Source organism: Psychrobacter sp. NC44 (assembly GCF_904846655.1).
Lineage (GTDB): Bacteria > Pseudomonadota > Gammaproteobacteria > Pseudomonadales > Moraxellaceae > Psychrobacter.
On the sequence record NZ_CAJHBN010000011.1, the window covers coordinates 60,348 to 77,818 of the forward strand.

The window sequence follows — 17,471 nt, forward strand, 5'->3', positions numbered from 1 at the left end:
TCATCATTTACATCTCGTTTTTCACCATACAAATGATGACACGCTCTACGTTTATTTGCTAAAAATCAAAAAACACAGTTTATCATTATTTCAGGTCTTTCTAAAATTTTCTAAATCCATTATTCAATGTTCTATTGAGTGAGTGTTGGTGGCAATTTATCACGCGCACTACACCACGCGCACTATACCTTGTTACCAGCACTACAGCTGATACAGCCTGATGATGTTTGGGAAACCTAGCAAGGAGCGTAGTTCGCGAATGCCTTGTGCTAGATGATTGCGGCTACGAACGATGATATGAATAATGGTATCACTGCTACGCACATCTACTTTTTCTACCCCTATATTTAATTGGCGCAAATGATAGATTACTTCAGTAATTTGTTCGTCGCTGAGGGCAATAGATAGTTTTAAATAGGCTGGAAAGCGAATCTTTCCGGTATTTTTTATGTCATGTTCGCCAGCGTCACCTTGTTTTACTGCCTTGTCATTACGCCAGCGCAACTGTATAACCTGATAAGGATTGTCTTTACGAATATCGTCAAGTGAAAAGCACTTGTGTCGATGAACAACCAGACCGTGACGGGACAAGTGACCGACGATAGGATCACCATAAATAGGGTGACAACAATTGGCAAAATCAAGCTCAACCCCAGACGCATTGACGATCAGCTGCTGTGGTTGGGTCATATCATCGCTGTGTTCTTGTGCTTGTAAATCATTGACTTCATCGCTAAACAAGCGAGTTACTACCAGCTGTGGTAATAACGTACCAGAGCTTATTTGCTCAAACAGTTCGGATTTTTCGGTCAAGCCACGCCATTCAGTGAGGTTTTTCCAGTCACTATCGGTTAAGTCATCGAGACTTTTTTGATAGGTTTTTAGCGCCCGATCTAAGGCTTGTTGACCATGGTGTTGCTTATCAGCAGGAGACAAGTCTTTAAACCAACGCAAAATCTCTTCACGCGCTTTATTGGTCACGACAAATCCTAGCCATTCTGCTTTTGGTTCTGAGTGGCTATTGACTTCTATTTCAACCAGCTGCCCATTCTTAACGACTGTGCCAAGTTTGGCTTTTTTGCCATCGATATTGGCGCCAACGGCTACATTGCCGACCATCGGTCCGACAGCGTAAGCAAAGTCTAGTGCGGTTGCGCCTTGTGGCAGCTCATAAGCGCGACCCTTTGGACTATAACAGATGATTTTACTGGAGTGTAGGTAATCCATCAGCTCATTAATGGTAGAGACTGCCGCTGAAAAGTCTGGGCTATTTTCATCTAAGCTGTCTTCATCGACCAAGTCTTTCATATTGCGTAATGAGGCTTGGATAACCGATTGGCTAACGTCTGAGGCATGCTCTGCACCGATGACACCAAGCCGCGCTGCGCTTTGCATTTGCTTGGTCAAAATCGTCACTTTGACGACATCGTTATCGCGCTCATAGATAAGCGTGAGGGATTGATTGCCACCCGGTAGCGGACGACGAATATTATCAGCGATATGAGAGTCATCAATCTGGTATTTTTTAATTAAGTAATAGGCCAGCTTGTCACAGGCTTCGACATTATCGAGGACAATCTCAAAGGCATAATGACGGAGTAGAGCGTTGATTTCACCGCGATTTCGGAAAAACTGACGGTAGATGACCACGCGATTGTCTAAAACTTTGACCAGACCATTCAACCCCAAATTATTGAGGACAATACTCAGATAGCGATGGATGGCCTCTCTTTGAAAGTTACGCCCAAGCCCGTGCTGTAGTAGCTTGTCAGACAGTTTGTTGTACATATCAGAATCAAGATTACGATAACAGAGCACCTCGATATAATCGGCAATATCATTAAGACCCATTAGCCGCGCAAACGGCACATAAAAATCCAACGTTTCTTGTGCTGTAGTGCGTTGTTTTTCGGGGCGTACCGCATCTAGTGTCGACATATTATGTAAGCGGTCAGCAAGTTTAATAATCAATACGCGTGGGTCAGCAAGGGTGGCTGTTAAAATTTTATGAAAGGTGGCTGCTTTGTTTTGCTGTTTATTGTGTGAGGATGATTTTAGCTTAGTCACACCGTCGACCAGTCTCGCCACTATTTTGCCATAGCGCTGCTCAATCTGCTCATCACTCACCTCGGTGTCTTCGACCGTATCATGCAAAATCGCTGCAATAATCGTATCTCGATCCAAACGAAAACCTGCCAGTATCTCGGCCACCGCAATCGGGTGGGTGATATAAGGCTCTCCTGATTTACGCTTATCTTTGATGTGCGCAATATCACCGAACTCACAGGCATCAATAATATCACGGCGTTCAGCAGCAGTTAGGTAACCTACTGAGCGCAGTAAATTATATTGAGCCTCATCGACTAAATGATGGCTGAGTTTGGGTAAGGTTTGACTCATAAAGTAACGATCCTATTTTCCATTACCTGTTTGCCTGACTGTCTATCGGGTAAATGGTGACTGAATAAATGCTGGAATACTATAAATATAAAAAATCTCGAGAAAAAAGATAAAAATAGGTAGACCATCCTCTAATTAATCGTAAATCGCATTCAATGTCAACTGCTAAGCGAACAGGTGCTATAAAAATTTAGAAATTCTAACTCAATGGTAGGTTTTCAGGTATAAATGGTGACTAAAACAGTCAAAGCAATATCACGGCAATCAGCCATTACAACCAAAAAACCACAGCCTATGCTGTGGTCTCTCGTCAATATGTCATCACTGTGTGGATTTGTCTTATAAGGCAGTGGTTAGCTTTATAGGCTTCATACGACAAATCTTCAATGCTGTATCTTAATAATACAGTGTCTTAAAAACCATGATCGCCTGACAGTGCCAAATCTAATGAACTGGTGGCAAAGTTGTGCTCTGGCTGATTTAGGATATCGCGAGTGATTTTACCAGCAGCGATTTCACGCAATGCCAATACCGTAGGCTTGTCATTATCCACATCAACCAATGGTTCTGCGATACCTTTGGCCAATTGACGTGCACGTTTGCTTGCCACTAAAATCAGTTCAAAGCGATTATCAACATTATCCAAACAATCTTCAATCGTCACTCGTGCCATATGTAGCTACCTCGGTTGTTTTTATTAGTCACGGAGCTTGCCCGCTACTCAATAAAAATAATATCAAAATATAAAGGGGGATAGCGAGACATTATAGCATTTTTTGCCCAGCCGCGTAGTTGCTTTTTGCGTGTCTATTAACGTATCTATTAATAAGCGCTCATCGACTGAGTTGACAGTAGTATTTCGTTCTTGCTTTACTCTTCTACTTTATTACTAAGTAAATTGCTGATGGTGCGATGATACCGCTGCTGTTGACGCTTAAGCGTCTGCCTGTCCGCCACGATAATGGCTTTTAGCTCAGTTAAAGCGACCTCAAAATTGTCATTAATAATCACGAAATCAAAATGGACATATTGCGCCATCTCAGTCACTGCGCCAGCCAGACGTTGCTCTATTACCTCCATAGTATCTTGCCCACGCGTCGATAGACGCTGACGTAAAGTGGCAATACTTGGCGGTAAAATAAAAATCATAATGGCGTCAGTAAAGATTTTTTTGACTTGTAGTGCGCCCTGCCAATCAATCTCTAAAATAACATCGACGCCTGCTTCTAACTGCGTTCGCACACTTTGCTCCGAGGTGCCATAGTAATTACCAAAGACCTCAGCATGTTCTAAAAACTTGTTTTCACCGATGGCAGTCACAAATTTTTCGACGTCGGTAAAATGATAATGATGACCATCAATCTCGCCGGGACGCGGCGTGCGCGTGGTGTGTGATACGCTGACGGTTAAGTCATTAGTCGTGGCAAGTAGCTGCTTTACCAGTGAGGTTTTGCCCGTACCTGAGGCGGCGGTAATAATAAATAATGAACCTGTCATACAATGTGTCCTAATGGAGTGTGTGCTAGTCAAATCTGTGCGAGTAAAAGAGCGAAAGCTGTTTTAGTAAACAATTCAAAACTGGTAAAAAGAAAAATCGCCATCATGTATGGCGATAGACATTGTCATCGATGCACTATTATAAACTGCTTTTGTGGCTTTTATTTTAATTAAAGCCGCCTTTGACCAGTCGTTATCATCGAAGCGATCTAAAGATGGCATAGGGCAACTTATTATAAATCACATTTTTAGTGCATTAAGTGCAGTTAACGCTGCCACTATGGATAAATACTTTGAACGTATGAATATGTGTGTGCTTCTAGTTAAAACAGCCTCTAGTACCGTGCTATTTTCAAAGGCAATAAAAGTAAATTATGCTAAAGTAGCGTAATGAATTCATCCCAATTTTTGAGTTAAAGCTTTTGACAATAATGTCGTGTATTTAAGCTTTAATAATAAATTATCTAATGATAGGCCCTCTTATGCAAATTTATCTTGCCAATCCACGTGGATTTTGTGCTGGTGTGGATCGCGCGATTGCGATTGTGAACGAAGCATTGACACGTTTTGAACCGCCCATTTATGTCCGTCACGAGGTGGTACATAATAAATTTGTCGTCTCTGATTTGGCCAATCGCGGTGCGGTCTTTGTGGAAGAACTTCATGAAGTGCCAGATGGCTCTATCGTTATTTTTTCTGCTCATGGTGTATCAAAAGCTGTCGAAGATGAGGCTGAACGCCGCGATTTGACCGTATTTGATGCCACTTGTCCGCTGGTCACTAAGGTACATATCGAAGTCGCTAAATTTGCGCAAGAGGGTATGGATGCGGTATTGATTGGGCACGCTGGACATCCCGAAGTGGAAGGCACGATGGGGCGCTTTAACCGTCGCCACGGCGGTCACATTCATTTGGTTGAAAACGAAGCCGATGTGGCAGCATTGAGTGTACAAAATGCCGAACGTTTGGCATTTGTTACCCAAACGACCTTATCTATGGATGACACCGCACGCGTTATCGATGCACTGCGTGAAAAATTCCCTAGTATTCAAGGTCCGCGCAAAGACGATATCTGTTATGCCACGCAAAATCGCCAAGATGCGGTAAAAGACTTAGCTAGTCGCTGTGAGGTGGTCTTGGTGGTCGGCTCGCCCAATTCATCAAACTCTAATCGTCTGCGTGAGCTGGCTGAGCGGATGAATTGCCGTGCGTATTTAATCGACAATGCCAGTGAGATGGATAAAAGCTGGTTGGATGGTGTGCAGAGTATCGGCGTCACCGCTGGCGCATCAGCACCCGAAGTACTGATTCAAGAAGTGCTACAGCAACTGCAAGATTGGGGTGGTGATTTACCGAGTGAGCTATCAGGCATCGAAGAAAATGTCACTTTCAGTCTGCCTAAAGCCTTGCGTATCCCAGTTACCCAAGTGGGTAAATAGATAAGGCTTTGTACAAGACATCTAATAGGTAACGTATAGTAGGTAATGCAAAATGAAAAAGCAAAAAAAAGGATTTGTATTGGCAGAAGCCACTCTCGGTGAGGTTAACAAACAATTGAAAGTGAATTTGTTTGTCATCGTGGTGGTGGGATTCGTGTTGGGCAGTAATATTCTGCATTTTATGCGAGAAAAGAATGTTTTTTATGGCGTATTAATTGCCGCGATGGTCGTTGCATTATTTTTTGTCATTAAGAGTCGACAGGTTCTTAAATTAAAACAACAAGAGCTTATCAAATAAATCATAGGACACTCATGTCAGCTTATTATAACTTTATCAAACGCGAACAGCGAGAAGACGGCGTCAACGTCGCACATTATCAGCCAACCAAACATGCCCAAGGGGCTTGGAATGAGCATGAACAGCATATGGCACCAGCGACAGGATTGCTCACGGCTGAGCTCAACGGTTATGCGCCGCAAGAAAACATGCGTATCGCTCGTATCAGTCTAGATATTTTAGGATTGATTCCACTGGATGACTTTACCATTACCACGCGTTGTATTCGTCCGGGCAAGACCATTGAGCTGATTGAATCAGTCATGAGCAGTCGCGGTCGTGATGCGATTATTGCGCGGGCATGGCGTCTAATGACCCAAGATACCAGCGAGATTGCAGGCATTGAAGACCAAAAAGCGGCACATAAGCCCGAAGAGTTGCCCATTTGGGAAGACATGAAAGGCTGGCCGGGCGGGTTTATTGAAAGTGTGCGCTTGGTCGCTGATGATACACAGCGTCGCCCAGGACGCGGTATGGTCTGGATTACTAACGATGTGGAGATGATCGAGGGCAAGCCAACTGATGACTTGGTGCATCTATTGGGCATGGTCGATACGGCCAATGGTGTTGTGCCACGACTTGGTCTAGGGTTGTCTGAGTTGGAATGGATGTTCCCCAATACGGATTTGCAGATTCATATGCATCGCGCACCGCAAGGTCGTTGGCTTGGCATCGAAGCGGTACAGCAATACGGTGATGATGGCATTGGCTTAACGAGCGCCGTGTTGCATGACGTTCATGGCCCCTTTGGTCGCAGTGAGCAAATTTTGACCATTCGTCCGATGCCGCGTTAATTGCTCTGTAGTATTTAATTAAGCTCTATTTGATATGGTCAATTCGCTTTAAAAAAGTGATAGCAAGGCTGATAGAGAGTGCTTGCACTGTTAAGATTTATCGTTGTTAATAACAACCATCCTAAGGAGTAAAGTATTTGGATGAGTAAAAAACAAGTTAAGTGGTTCTGAAAAACAAAACGAAAGCATGTAATTAATTAATTATACAAATCAATGGTAATGGGTTGTAATAGTAACTAACCACAGAACATGACTGTCATTAGACATTACTATGAAAAAAACAAACCGTTTTTCGAACAAGCTGACAACTATTCTGGAACTATTAATAGAAGCGTATTCAGAATAGATTTTGTACTTTAATCCATTTGCTATTCACAGGAGTATGACTATGAGCAACGATATGAGCGATAAAAAATGTCCTTATGCACCGACCCAATTGACCATGGGCAATGGCGCACCAGTGGCAGACAATCAAAACAGCATGACTGCAGGCAAACGCGGCCCATTATTGGCGCAAGATGTTTGGCTCAATGAAAAGTTAGGAAATTTCGTCCGTGAAGTGATTCCAGAGCGCCGTATGCATGCCAAAGGTTCTGGCGCATTTGGTACTTTTACCGTGACCAATGACATCACACAATATACCCGTGCGGATATTTTTAGCGAAGTGGGTAAACAGACGGAGATGTTCGCGCGCTTTAGTACCGTCGCAGGTGAGCGCGGCGCGGCTGATGCCGAGCGCGACATTCGCGGTTTTGCTTTGAAATTTTACACCGAAGAAGGTAACTGGGACATGGTGGGAAATAATACACCTGTGTTCTTCTTACGTGATCCGCGCAAATTCCCAGACTTGAATAAAGCCGTCAAACGTGATCCACGTACCAATATGCGTTCGGCGACCAACAACTGGGACTTTTGGACTTTATTACCAGAAGCTTTGCATCAAGTTACTATCGTGATGAGTGATCGCGGTCTGCCAGCCTCGTACAGAAATATGCATGGTTTTGGCTCGCACACGTATAGTTTTTGGAACGAAGCCAAAGAACGTTTTTGGGTAAAATTCCATTTCCGCACGCAACAAGGCATTAAGAACTTGACCGATGCAGAAGCGGCAGAGGTGGTTGGTTCTGATCGTGAAAGTCATCAAAAAGACTTGTACGATGCCATCGAAAATGGCGATTTCCCAAAGTGGAAAATGTATGTGCAAATCATGCCAGAAGCTGAGGCGGATACCGTTCCTTATCATCCGTTTGACTTGACCAAAGTATGGCCAAAAGGTGATTATCCACTGATTGAAGTGGGTGAGTTTGAATTAAATAAAAACTCTGACAACTACTTTGTCGATGTGGAACAAGCTGCATTTGCCCCAAGTAATTTGGTACCGGGTATCAGCGTTTCACCAGATAAAATGCTACAAAACCGCTTAGTTAACTATGCTGATGCTCAGCGTTATCGTGTCGGTGTCAATCACCAACAGATTCCGGTCAATAAGCCGCGCTGCCCTGTGATGAGCAATCATCGTGATGGTCAAGGCCGTGTCGATGATAACTATGGCAGTCGCCCGCATTATGAACCAAATAGCTTTAGCCAGTGGCAAGAGCAGCCTGATTATGCTGAGCCACCATTAAAAATTGACGGCTATGCGGCGCATTATGATTTCCGTGAAGATGATAGCGATTATTTTAGCCAACCTCGCGCATTGTTTAATTTGATGAGTGCTGAGCAACAACAAGTGCTATTTGAAAACACAGCGAATAATATGGCTGGTGTGCCGGACTTTATTCAGTATCGCCACATTCGCAACTGTAACTGGTGTGATGCTGCTTATGGCGCAGGCGTTGCCAAAGCACTAGGCTTAACGGTTGAAGATGCGATGAATGCTCGTGAGTCAGATCCAGCGCTGCATTTGCCAAGCTGCTTATAGTTGATAGGTTTATCTAAAAACGTATTACTAAATCTATTTGCTAAACCTATTATCGATATAACGACACCGCCTTAGGAAACTAGGGCGGTGTTTTTGTTGAATTGTGCTTTTTAGCTTGAAATTTTCTGCTGCGCCCCTATTAGTATAAACAGCTTAGCGATATTCAAAATTGAACTGCTTAATTTGTAGCTGAGTAGAGACAGTCAAATGATTGCTATTTTATGATACGTTTTTGACATAAATTAAAGGAGTTTTTTATGAGTGAACAGACCCCAGTTGATAACCAAAAAGTTGATAGCATCAATGTTAATAAAAGCAGCCCTGAATTAAAAAAACATACCTTTGAGGCGGAAGTAGCGCAACTGCTACATCTAGTGACCCATTCGCTTTATTCTAATTCTGATATCTTTGTGCGTGAGCTGGTTTCAAACGCCTCTGATGCCTGTGATAAATTGCGCTTTGAAGCGACCAATGATGACAGTCTTTATGAAGACGATGGCGAGCTGCGCATTCGCATTGCTGTCGATGAAGATGCCAAAACCATCACCTTTACCGATAATGGTATCGGCATGAACGAAGCTGATGCCATCGAAAACTTGGGTACGATTGCCAAGTCCGGTACTAAAGCATTTTTAGACAAGCTGTCTGAATCACAAAAGCAAGATGGTCAATTAATCGGACAGTTTGGGGTTGGCTTCTATTCAGGTTTTATCGTTGCCGATACGATTAGCGTTGAAACACGTAAAGCGGGCGAGCCTGCGGATAAGGGCGTGCGCTGGGTATCAGATGGTACGGGTAGCTTTACCGTTGAGCCTATCACTAAAGAAACTCGTGGCACTGCCATTACTTTGCATTTAAAAGAGCAATATTCTGAGGGTGAAGACAGCTATTTAGACCGTGGAAAAATTAAGCAGTTGGTTAATAAATACTCAGACCATATCAGCTTACCGATTCAGATGCGTAAAGAAATCTGGCAAGAAGACGAGGTTGAAGAAGGAAGCGACACGCCTGCCAATGGTCAAATGGTCTTAACGGACGAATGGGAAACTATCAATAAAGCCAGCGCGCTATGGACACGTTCAGCCTCTGAGATTGAAGATGATGAGTATGTCGATTTTTATAAAAATATTACCTATGACATGGACGCGCCACTAGCATGGACGCACAATCGTGTTGAAGGCCGTGTGCAGTATACTCAGCTGCTATATATTCCAAAAAAAGCCCCTGTCGATTTATATACTCGTGACCAGCAGCATGGACTAAAGCTATACGTGAAGCGCGTCTTTATTATGGATGAAGCTGAGCAATTATTGCCAATGTACCTGCGTTTCGTGAAAGGGGTCATTGATTCAGCCGACTTGCCATTGAACGTCAGCCGCGAGCTATTACAAGAGTCGCGTGATGTAAAATCAATCCGTGATGGTAACGCGCGTCGTATTTTGACGTTGCTGGCCAGTCTAGCCAACAGTGAAGACAGTGATAAGCAAGAAAAATTCGCGCAGTTCTACGCTGAATTTGGTGACGTTATCAAAGAAGGCGTTGGCGAAGACATGGGCAATCAAGAACGTATTGCCAAATTGCTACGTTATGCGACCAGTACGCAGGATAGTGTGACCACCAGCTTTGAAGACTATAAAGCGCGTATGAAAGAGGGTCAAAAAGCCATCTATTATCTAACGGCTGACAATCTAGCGGCTGCTAAAAATAGCCCACAGTTAGAGCTGTTTAAAAAGAAAGGCATCGAAGTTATTTTGATGACCAGCCGTGTTGATGAGTGGGCGATGAACTTCTTGACCTCATTTGATGAGACACCGCTACAAAATATCGCGAAAGGTGCCGTTGATTTGGGCGATTTGCAAGACGAAGCTGAAAAAGCGGAAGCTGAAAAAGCGCAAGAAACCATGAAGCCTGTTGTCGATAAACTTAAAGCAGCGTTAGGCGAACGTGCCAAAGACGTTAAAGTATCGACGCGTTTGGTTGATAGTCCTGCCTGCTTGGTCGTTGGTGAAGGTGAGCTATCACCACAAATGATTCAGATGCTTAAACAAATGGGTCAAGATGTGCCAGAAAGCAAGCCGACATTAGAGGTCAACCCTGATCATCCATTGATTAAAAAGTTAGAGACTAGCGAGCAATCTGACGTCGATTTTGATAAATTGGCGCAAGTAATTTTTGACCAAGCATTGTTAGCAGATGGCGGTCAGTTAGATGATCCAGCCGCTTATCTAAAACGTGTGAATGAGCTTTTGATGAGATAGTAGTGAGTCTTTGATACAGTCATTTTTGAGAAAAAAGGAGGTCTTGTATTCAAGACCTCCTTTTTTATATGTTCTTAGCCAAATTTAAGCGAATTTTACAAATCAGCCTTATCCTCTTGACCGACAATCCGTTACAATCGCGTTATATTAGCGAGCTAAACTGTTTAGTCATATTTTTAGTCTTTGCTATTCGTCTCTTAAAATCATCTCATTGTGAATTGCATGTAATCTTGATGTCCATATGCTATATAAAAAATGTGAATTAATGACATTTCGTAGGTAGCTGCCACACCAAAAATCATCATCAACTCACTTTCTTTTCTCGACTGGCTAGAGGTTTAAGTCTTTGTCACTTGCGTCGTTAAAAACCGTATCGCTTCAGCGTTTTTCGCTCAATTTCGCTGCCAATATTATTGCAACCTTGTGGATGCTAGTAGGGTCGACGCGCGCGTTTTCTTGGGTAAAACCTACCTTTATCCAGTTTGCCGTATTTGCACTATTGGCACTCGGTAGTAATGTACTGTTTTCTTGGTTAGCCGCGGAAAATGGCAGTATCTTTAATGAGCAAGGGTTGGTCAGCTACTTGATTTGGCCGATGATAATTTTATTGGGCGGCATCATTTTGGCACGGCGTTCTGGCAATCAAACGTTGGTGTTTGTGCCCGTGGTATTGTGGTTAGTGGCTGATACCTTATCTGCACTATTACAAAGTTTGGTGCAGTTTTTAGGCAGTTATGGTTGGTTGCCAGATTGGAGCTATTCACTTTTACCCATACTGTTTTTGGTGCTGTTTTTATGGCAGACGCTCGCGTTATTATGGATTTTTTCTCGTCGTCTACGTATACCGTGGTGGGAGCGGGTCATTGTATTGGTAGGTGCAGTCGCACTGTTGACGATTTGGCAGCGTAATGTCGCGGACCAGCCTATATTTAAGCAGATTCCTGTAGAGCCTGTTTTAGCAGAAGCGGCATTATACGAGCAGCCTCGTTTGTTACAGCAAGCATTAAACAGTATCGATCCCAGCACTTCAGGCAAGACCGACTGGTATTTTATGGGTGTGGCAGGATTCTCTGGTCAAGACGTTTTTCGCTCTGAGATTAATAAAGTGCGTGAGCTGTTCGATGTGCGTTTTGGCACTAGTGGACATTCACTCTCGTTGATCAACAATACTTATAGTTGGCTTGATGAGCCAATCGCTACCAAAACCAGTATTCTGCGTGGATTAAAGAAAATTGGTCAGCAGATGAATGCCGATGAGGATGTGTTATTCCTAACCTTGTCTTCACACGGCAACGAAAATATCATTCAATTAGCAAATCCACCATTAGCAATGGAGAATCTAGACGCCGCATGGTTACGGGAGGCGCTAGACGCTTCAGGTATTCGCTGGCGGGTGATTGTGGTATCTGCTTGCTATTCAGGCTCATTTATCGATGAATTGGCCTCTCCAACCACGGTGGTGATTACCGCATCAGCGGTGGATAAGGCATCGTTTGGCTGTACCAATACTGCTGAGATGACCTATTTTGGGCAAGCGTTTTTTGCTGAAAGCCTGCGTAGCAATACCAGTTTTGAATCTGCCTTTAAAGCTGCCCGTTTGCGTGTGAATGAGCGTGAAAGTGCGATGGGTTTTGAACCATCAGAGCCGCAGATGGTGATTGGTAGTCTGATGGAGACTGCTTTGCCAGCGTTCGAACAAGTATTGTTTGATAAAACCCGACCACCAGTTGCCAGCATTATTAATGACAGTGATTCTATCGCCATTAATATCGTAGAGGATAGTGCTTCTGGTCAGCCAGTGGCTAATACTGCGATCACTGCCAATTAACAACTAACAGTAAACCCCAAACCCGCAACCCAAAAATCACGATGAGCCGTATTAAGCTCGTTCAGTCTAGAATCTGTAATACTGACACTCGCTTTCCTTACTACTTTAATTCTTGTGAATGGTATAATGATTGAGTACTAAGTGAGTTTGGAGAAGTACTAGTATTACTTTACCAATGCTTTTTATAAGTCATCGTGTACTTTACTTTGGATAAAAAGGATGTCGCTTATGAACAACTCTTATAAACACAGTCTATCTACTAACTCAAAAATCACGCAGATCAGCGTCAACCGCTGTTTCGATGGTGAGCAGCATTACTATAGCCATCAATCATTATCGACCAAAACGCCGATGACCTTTAGCATTTATCTGCCAGATGAAGCGCTTGCTGGTCGCCGTTGTCCTGCGATTCTATATTTATCAGGTCTCACTTGCAATGCTGATAATGTCACCCACAAAGCGCATTTTCAGCAAAAATGCAGCGAGCTTGGCATGATATTTATCGCCCCTGATACATCACCTCGAAGTAGTGATGACAGCGATGTGCCAAACGACGACCGCTATTTTGTCGGTCAGGGTGCCAGCTATTATGTCGATGCGACGCAAGCACCTTGGTCAGAGCATTTTAATATGCAAAGCTATATCGTTGATGAGTTATATGACTTGTTACGCTCAGAATTTCCTATTGACAGTATCGGCGTGACAGGGCATTCGATGGGCGGTCACGGAGCATTACTATTGGGCTTTAAGTTTCCAGGCAAGTTTGTGAGTGTCTCAGCTTTATCGCCTGTGTGCGCGGCCAGTGAGTCGGCATGGGGGCAAGCCGCTTATACAGAATACTTCGGCGATGATAAATCACGATGGGCGCAGGCAGATGCTGCGCAGATGATTGAAAAATCAGGACAGCAGTATGCAAGTATCTTAGTGGATCAAGGCGCGGCTGATAATTTTTTAGCAGAGGGTCAACTGCAAACCACCAAATTGCAACGCGCTTGTGACAAAGCCAATCAGCCCTTGACCTTGCGTTATCAGGCGGGTCACGATCATAGCTACTATTTTATCCAAACGGTGATTAACGATCATATTGAACATCACTGGCGTATGGCGCAAATGAGCTAAGCCCAGTATTAGAATGATGATCTGATCGATAAATTGACAGACAGTTACGCTGATTATTTAGTCAAGCGTACTTATTGATATAAAATAGATTAATATAAAATAAAAGTTGGCTGAATATCTGTTAAGCATCTTTAAAGGTAATGTTTTATGGCAAGTAATCTGACAGCATTAGTAGTCGATGGTTTGGCTTGTAAGCAGCAAACCGTTCAGTCATCGCTTGCGACCATGCAAGCCGATATGACCGCGGCTCTAAAAAATAATCAGCATGCTGATATTAGTACTGAATCAAATGACAGACAGACACGTTCAGATGAGCTTATCGCAACTGTAGTCAATGAGTCGGGTGATAAAGTGCTAGATGACGCGCAAATCTCACGAGTAATAGAAATGGCGTGGGAGGACAGAACACCGTTTGCGGCGATAGAGCATAGCTATGGTCTCAATGAAGCAGGCGTGATTAAGCTGATGCGCCAAACGCTAAAGCCGTCATCTTTTCGCTTATGGCGTCAGCGTGTCAGTAATCGCGCGACCAAACATCAAGCTAAGCGAGGCTTCGATGTCGGTCGTGCTTATTGCAAAACCCAGTATAAGCAGCGCTAGTAGTTTGAGTTCTTAATATTATTGCTTTAAAGGCACAGTTTTTTTAAGCCAGTCCTTAGTTTCTTTTCATTTTATTCGTATTTTATTCGTATTTTATTTTAACAGAATCAGGTAGCTCAACTATGATTATTCCTTCTAAACCTTATCTTATCGCTCCATCAATACTCTCAGCTGATTTTGCACGTTTAGGTGAAGAAGTTGAAAGGGTGTTGGAATCAGGTGCTGATGTGATTCATTTTGATGTAATGGATAACCATTATGTACCCAATCTCACCTTTGGTAGTATGATTTGTAAGGCGCTGCGTGATTATGGGATTGATGCACCAATCGATGTGCATTTGATGGTATCACCAGTTGACCGCATGATTGAGCAGTTTTTGGAGGCAGGTGCGAGTGTTATCACTTTTCATCCAGAAGCCAGTGGGCATATTGATCGCTCTTTACAACTGATCAAAGATGGCGGTGCTGAATGTGGTTTAGTATTGAATCCCGCAACGCCATTACATTATTTAGACTATGTGATGGACAAGGTAGATCAAATTTTATTGATGAGCGTCAACCCAGGTTTTGGCGGTCAGTCATTTATTGAAGGCACGTTAGAAAAAGTGCGCCAAGTCCGTCAGCGCATTATCACCAGTGGTCGTGATATCAGATTAGAAGTAGATGGCGGTATCAAAGCCAGTAATATCCGAGCCATTGCCGAAGCGGGTGCGGATATGTTTGTGGCAGGGTCGGCGATCTTTAACCAAGATGACTATAAAGCGGCTATTGATGCTATGCGTGCTGAGCTGGCTTTGGCTAATGGTAACGAATAACCACGCTCTTATGTGATCGTAAATGCGTTCATCAGTCATTTTCGTCATAACAGAATAGTAGCAAAATGTGCTGTATAACGGATAACAATGCATAACGGCAAGTTACGTAAAGGTGAAATATGGACACAAAAAACTCAATCAATTCGTCAGAATTACCTGAGTCAGGGCAAAGCACTGAGCAGCCAATTCAGAATGAGACACAGCAACGCAGCTTGGTGCCAAAGGGTATCACTATTGGCTTGGCTGTATTTGCCTTGGTTCTAAGTCTGGCAGGTTACGGCTTTCGGCTAATGGTGGGTGATGATACTGGTGAAGTATTACGTCATGCTGCGGTCATTGTGCCTGCATTTATGCTGGGCATTCCCCTGTTTTTTTGGCTAGGTTCTAAGATACTTAACAAAGTCAAAGGCATGCATATAGAGAGCTGGAATGCTATTAGCTTGGGCTATTTAACCTCTTGTATATCGATGCTTTGGTTAATGGGTACTTACAGTTAGAGTCTTATGAGCAGAGATAAAGCTGTTTGGTAAATAGTGCACTGCAATATTTATGATAGGCTGTTTTTACACAATTTTTAATTATTAAGTCACGCGCTACAAGCGTGACTGGAATTTTACATGAGAATCATACCGACCAAGATTGCCAATATCATCTATCCAAAAGACCTACCCAATGGCTTATTCACCAGCTTAATTATCGCCTGTTTGCTACTTGGGCTGGCATCATTGCGTAACGGTACTGATTTACAAGGCTGGCTCAATGTCATCGAAAACTGGCTGCTTATGCTGTTGATATTTCCGACCGCCACCGCCACTGTAGCCTTACCGTTTAAATATCGAGATCCGACATTAGAGTTAAAGCTTATGTACTATCTCGGTATGTTTGTTGCCTTCTTATTTACTGTGGCAAAATTACGCTACTGGCGCTAATACTATCAGTGATAGCACACCCAAAGAGCATTTATGTAGAAGACTTATGTGACAAGCCTTGAATTTCAAGACCAAAGCGTCCATTGTATGACTAAGATAGTTTTACCCGTATTACTGTAAAACAATAATGTCGCGGTGCGCGATTTTTCTTGCAAGTATTAGACGGGACAATGAGGAACCAATTCATGCCATACGATATCGATAATGATATAGAAGTAGATAACGAAAGTACGGATCAATTTGCAGGATTTGCCAAAGAGACTACCCTTGAGTTGGTAGAGGCAGAAGATGGTCGCTTATTGTTACGTGACGCGGAACAAGACGAAGCGCCGCTGATGACCATTGATTTTTCTGAAAAGCTTAAAGAGCTGCTCGGTAGTGATACCCAAGCGATAGGTCAGCATATGATTCATGCGGCGATTCAGGTCATTATGCAAAAGCAGATGAGCCAATGGCATGCGCATGTTTATGACAAAGAGCCGACGCACTATAGTTAGTGATGAGCTGGGTTGCTGTTAAGTTGGCTAGTAGTCGTTAATTAAAATAATCATCATAAAAAGTAGCAAGCATAAAAAAGGGTATATCAATTGATATACCCTTTTTTTCAAATAACTTATATATAGAACGTATTTATGAAAATGTATTCTATATATAACAGTAATTATTTGATTTTAGCTTCTTTAAACATCACGTGCTGGCGAATTTTTGGATCGAATTTCTTCATTTCCATTTTGCCAGGCATAGTGCGTTTGTTTTTAGTAGTGGTGTAGTAATACCCAGTACCAGCTGTTGATACTAATTTAATTTTATCTCTCATGATAGCTTTCCTGTAAATGAGGGGTCTTCAAACGATAGGTACGGATCTAAAATATTAAGTCGCTACATAAGATGTAGCAGAAAAGCAGCTTAAATGACGAAAATTATCGAGATATTAAGCTGCCAGTCTTAACTTATACTTTTTGACCTTGTGCGCGCATATCTGCTAACACTTTATCGATACCAAGTTTGTCAATAGTGCGCATACCTTTGGTAGACACACGTAGACGTACAAAACGATTTTCAGACTCTACCCAAAAACGATGGTTATGAAGGTTTGGTAGAAAGCGACGACGGGTTTTGTTGTTTGCGTGCGAAACATTATTACCCACCATAGGGCGCTTTCCAGTCACTTGGCAAACTCGAGACATGGCGAACTCCTAATCTATGAGGTATGAGTTTTTCTCATACCAGTCTGGGCAAGTTGCACGTTTTTGCGGCATGGACACAGCAAGCGGCAGCTTTGCACCAAACAAAACTATATGAATGTTGAGTTGATATTGCTGTTATCTAAAGGCAAATAACAAGCGTACCAATTCAGAAAATTTTAAAGCCGACATTTATACCATAAAAGAGATGAATACTCAAATATTTTTATGATTATTGTCGATCTAAAGGATGGCTATTATACCCTGAAATTCGCTGGCTATGTTGTTGATTATTTAATAGTAAAGATTAATTTTTAGTTGTAAGTTATAACAAAAGTCAGTAAAGTTGC

17 protein-coding genes are annotated in these 17,471 nt (G+C 42.8%); 12 read left to right on the forward strand and 5 right to left on the reverse strand.

What is annotated here, in order from left to right:
- Positions 1–201: 201 nt before the first annotated feature.
- The 3 genes from JMX95_RS09385 to gmk all read right to left on the reverse strand — a co-directional run bounded on the left by JMX95_RS09385 (position 202) and on the right by gmk (position 3,897).
- The gene (locus JMX95_RS09385) at positions 202–2,400 is read right to left on the reverse strand and encodes a RelA/SpoT family protein (protein WP_045444214.1); all 2,199 of its coding nucleotides are present in this window, start codon (positions 2,398–2,400) and stop codon (positions 202–204) included.
- Positions 2,401–2,812: 412 nt separating this feature from the next.
- The gene (gene rpoZ / locus JMX95_RS09390) at positions 2,813–3,073 is read right to left on the reverse strand and encodes a DNA-directed RNA polymerase subunit omega (RefSeq protein WP_045444217.1); all 261 of its coding nucleotides are present in this window, start codon (positions 3,071–3,073) and stop codon (positions 2,813–2,815) included.
- A 197-nt stretch (positions 3,074–3,270) separates the two neighbouring features.
- Positions 3,271–3,897 (reverse strand): guanylate kinase, encoded by a 627-nt coding sequence (gmk, locus tag JMX95_RS09395; protein WP_055124697.1) that lies wholly within the window; start codon positions 3,895–3,897, stop codon positions 3,271–3,273.
- A gap of 482 nt (positions 3,898–4,379) precedes the next feature.
- On the opposite strand from gmk, the gene ispH reads away from it, so the two are divergent.
- The 12 genes from ispH to JMX95_RS09455 all read left to right on the forward strand — a co-directional run bounded on the left by ispH (position 4,380) and on the right by JMX95_RS09455 (position 16,434).
- Entirely contained in the window at positions 4,380–5,336 is a 957-nt protein-coding gene (ispH, locus tag JMX95_RS09400) for a 4-hydroxy-3-methylbut-2-enyl diphosphate reductase (RefSeq protein WP_045444223.1), read from the forward strand.
- Positions 5,337–5,388: 52 nt separating this feature from the next.
- Positions 5,389–5,634, forward strand: coding sequence for a hypothetical protein (locus tag JMX95_RS09405; RefSeq protein ID WP_055124696.1), 246 nt, complete (start codon positions 5,389–5,391; stop codon positions 5,632–5,634).
- A 14-nt stretch (positions 5,635–5,648) separates the two neighbouring features.
- Positions 5,649–6,467 carry a thioesterase family protein gene (locus JMX95_RS09410; RefSeq protein WP_201560664.1) on the forward strand — a complete coding sequence of 273 codons (819 nt, stop codon included), beginning with the start codon at positions 5,649–5,651 and terminating at the stop codon, positions 6,465–6,467.
- Between the two features lie 388 nt (positions 6,468–6,855).
- Positions 6,856–8,388, forward strand: coding sequence for a catalase (locus JMX95_RS09415; protein ID WP_320157779.1), 1,533 nt, complete (start codon positions 6,856–6,858; stop codon positions 8,386–8,388).
- A gap of 257 nt (positions 8,389–8,645) precedes the next feature.
- A complete protein-coding gene (gene htpG, locus JMX95_RS09420) occupies positions 8,646–10,646 on the forward strand; it encodes a molecular chaperone HtpG (RefSeq protein WP_227676024.1) in 2,001 nt (666 codons plus the stop codon).
- A 346-nt stretch (positions 10,647–10,992) separates the two neighbouring features.
- Positions 10,993–12,474, forward strand: a complete 1,482-nt coding sequence (locus JMX95_RS09425) for a C13 family peptidase (protein WP_201560665.1) — start codon at positions 10,993–10,995, stop codon at positions 12,472–12,474.
- 228 nt (positions 12,475–12,702) lie between these two features.
- Positions 12,703–13,593, forward strand: coding sequence for an S-formylglutathione hydrolase (gene fghA, locus JMX95_RS09430; RefSeq protein ID WP_201560666.1), 891 nt, complete (start codon positions 12,703–12,705; stop codon positions 13,591–13,593).
- 318 nt (positions 13,594–13,911) lie between these two features.
- A complete protein-coding gene (locus JMX95_RS13800; protein ID WP_372886402.1) occupies positions 13,912–14,193 on the forward strand; it encodes a TIGR03643 family protein in 282 nt (93 codons plus the stop codon).
- Between the two features lie 122 nt (positions 14,194–14,315).
- Positions 14,316–15,008 (forward strand): ribulose-phosphate 3-epimerase, encoded by a 693-nt coding sequence (rpe, locus tag JMX95_RS09440; protein ID WP_201560668.1) that lies wholly within the window; start codon positions 14,316–14,318, stop codon positions 15,006–15,008.
- Between the two features lie 119 nt (positions 15,009–15,127).
- The gene (locus tag JMX95_RS09445) at positions 15,128–15,505 is read left to right on the forward strand and encodes a hypothetical protein (RefSeq protein WP_227676025.1); all 378 of its coding nucleotides are present in this window, start codon (positions 15,128–15,130) and stop codon (positions 15,503–15,505) included.
- A gap of 120 nt (positions 15,506–15,625) precedes the next feature.
- On the forward strand, positions 15,626–15,937 hold the full coding sequence (locus tag JMX95_RS09450) for a hypothetical protein (protein WP_045444243.1): 312 nt from the start codon (positions 15,626–15,628) through the stop codon (positions 15,935–15,937).
- Between the two features lie 185 nt (positions 15,938–16,122).
- On the forward strand, positions 16,123–16,434 hold the full coding sequence (locus tag JMX95_RS09455; RefSeq protein ID WP_045444246.1) for a hypothetical protein: 312 nt from the start codon (positions 16,123–16,125) through the stop codon (positions 16,432–16,434).
- A gap of 164 nt (positions 16,435–16,598) precedes the next feature.
- Here the strand turns inward: JMX95_RS09455 and rpmG are convergent, their stop codons facing one another.
- Both rpmG and rpmB read right to left on the reverse strand, forming a co-directional pair.
- A complete protein-coding gene (gene rpmG / locus JMX95_RS09460) occupies positions 16,599–16,754 on the reverse strand; it encodes a 50S ribosomal protein L33 (protein ID WP_045444249.1) in 156 nt (51 codons plus the stop codon).
- Between the two features lie 133 nt (positions 16,755–16,887).
- Complete coding sequence (gene rpmB / locus JMX95_RS09465) at positions 16,888–17,124, reverse strand: 50S ribosomal protein L28 (RefSeq protein ID WP_010201401.1); 237 nt, start codon at positions 17,122–17,124, stop codon at positions 16,888–16,890.
- Positions 17,125–17,471 lie beyond the last annotated feature (347 nt).

What these genes read in the sequence shown, in the direction of transcription:
- gmk (WP_055124697.1), bottom strand. Translation starts at nt 3,897, where the DNA reads ATGACAGGTTCATTATTTATTATTACCGCCGCCTCAGGTACGGGCAAA.
- ispH (WP_045444223.1), top strand. Translation starts at nt 4,380, where the DNA reads ATGCAAATTTATCTTGCCAATCCACGTGGATTTTGTGCTGGTGTGGAT.
- JMX95_RS09445 (WP_227676025.1), top strand. Translation starts at nt 15,128, where the DNA reads ATGGACACAAAAAACTCAATCAATTCGTCAGAATTACCTGAGTCAGGG.
- rpmB (WP_010201401.1), bottom strand. Translation starts at nt 17,124, where the DNA reads ATGTCTCGAGTTTGCCAAGTGACTGGAAAGCGCCCTATGGTGGGTAAT.
- rpoZ (WP_045444217.1), bottom strand. Translation starts at nt 3,073, where the DNA reads ATGGCACGAGTGACGATTGAAGATTGTTTGGATAATGTTGATAATCGC.
- JMX95_RS09450 (WP_045444243.1), top strand. Translation starts at nt 15,626, where the DNA reads ATGAGAATCATACCGACCAAGATTGCCAATATCATCTATCCAAAAGAC.
- rpe (WP_201560668.1), top strand. Translation starts at nt 14,316, where the DNA reads ATGATTATTCCTTCTAAACCTTATCTTATCGCTCCATCAATACTCTCA.
- JMX95_RS09385 (WP_045444214.1), bottom strand. Translation starts at nt 2,400, where the DNA reads ATGAGTCAAACCTTACCCAAACTCAGCCATCATTTAGTCGATGAGGCT.
- JMX95_RS09410 (WP_201560664.1), top strand. Translation starts at nt 5,649, where the DNA reads ATGTCAGCTTATTATAACTTTATCAAACGCGAACAGCGAGAAGACGGC.
- fghA (WP_201560666.1), top strand. Translation starts at nt 12,703, where the DNA reads ATGAACAACTCTTATAAACACAGTCTATCTACTAACTCAAAAATCACG.
- rpmG (WP_045444249.1), bottom strand. Translation starts at nt 16,754, where the DNA reads ATGAGAGATAAAATTAAATTAGTATCAACAGCTGGTACTGGGTATTAC.
- JMX95_RS09405 (WP_055124696.1), top strand. Translation starts at nt 5,389, where the DNA reads ATGAAAAAGCAAAAAAAAGGATTTGTATTGGCAGAAGCCACTCTCGGT.
- htpG (WP_227676024.1), top strand. Translation starts at nt 8,646, where the DNA reads ATGAGTGAACAGACCCCAGTTGATAACCAAAAAGTTGATAGCATCAAT.
- JMX95_RS09415 (WP_320157779.1), top strand. Translation starts at nt 6,856, where the DNA reads ATGAGCAACGATATGAGCGATAAAAAATGTCCTTATGCACCGACCCAA.
- JMX95_RS09455 (WP_045444246.1), top strand. Translation starts at nt 16,123, where the DNA reads ATGCCATACGATATCGATAATGATATAGAAGTAGATAACGAAAGTACG.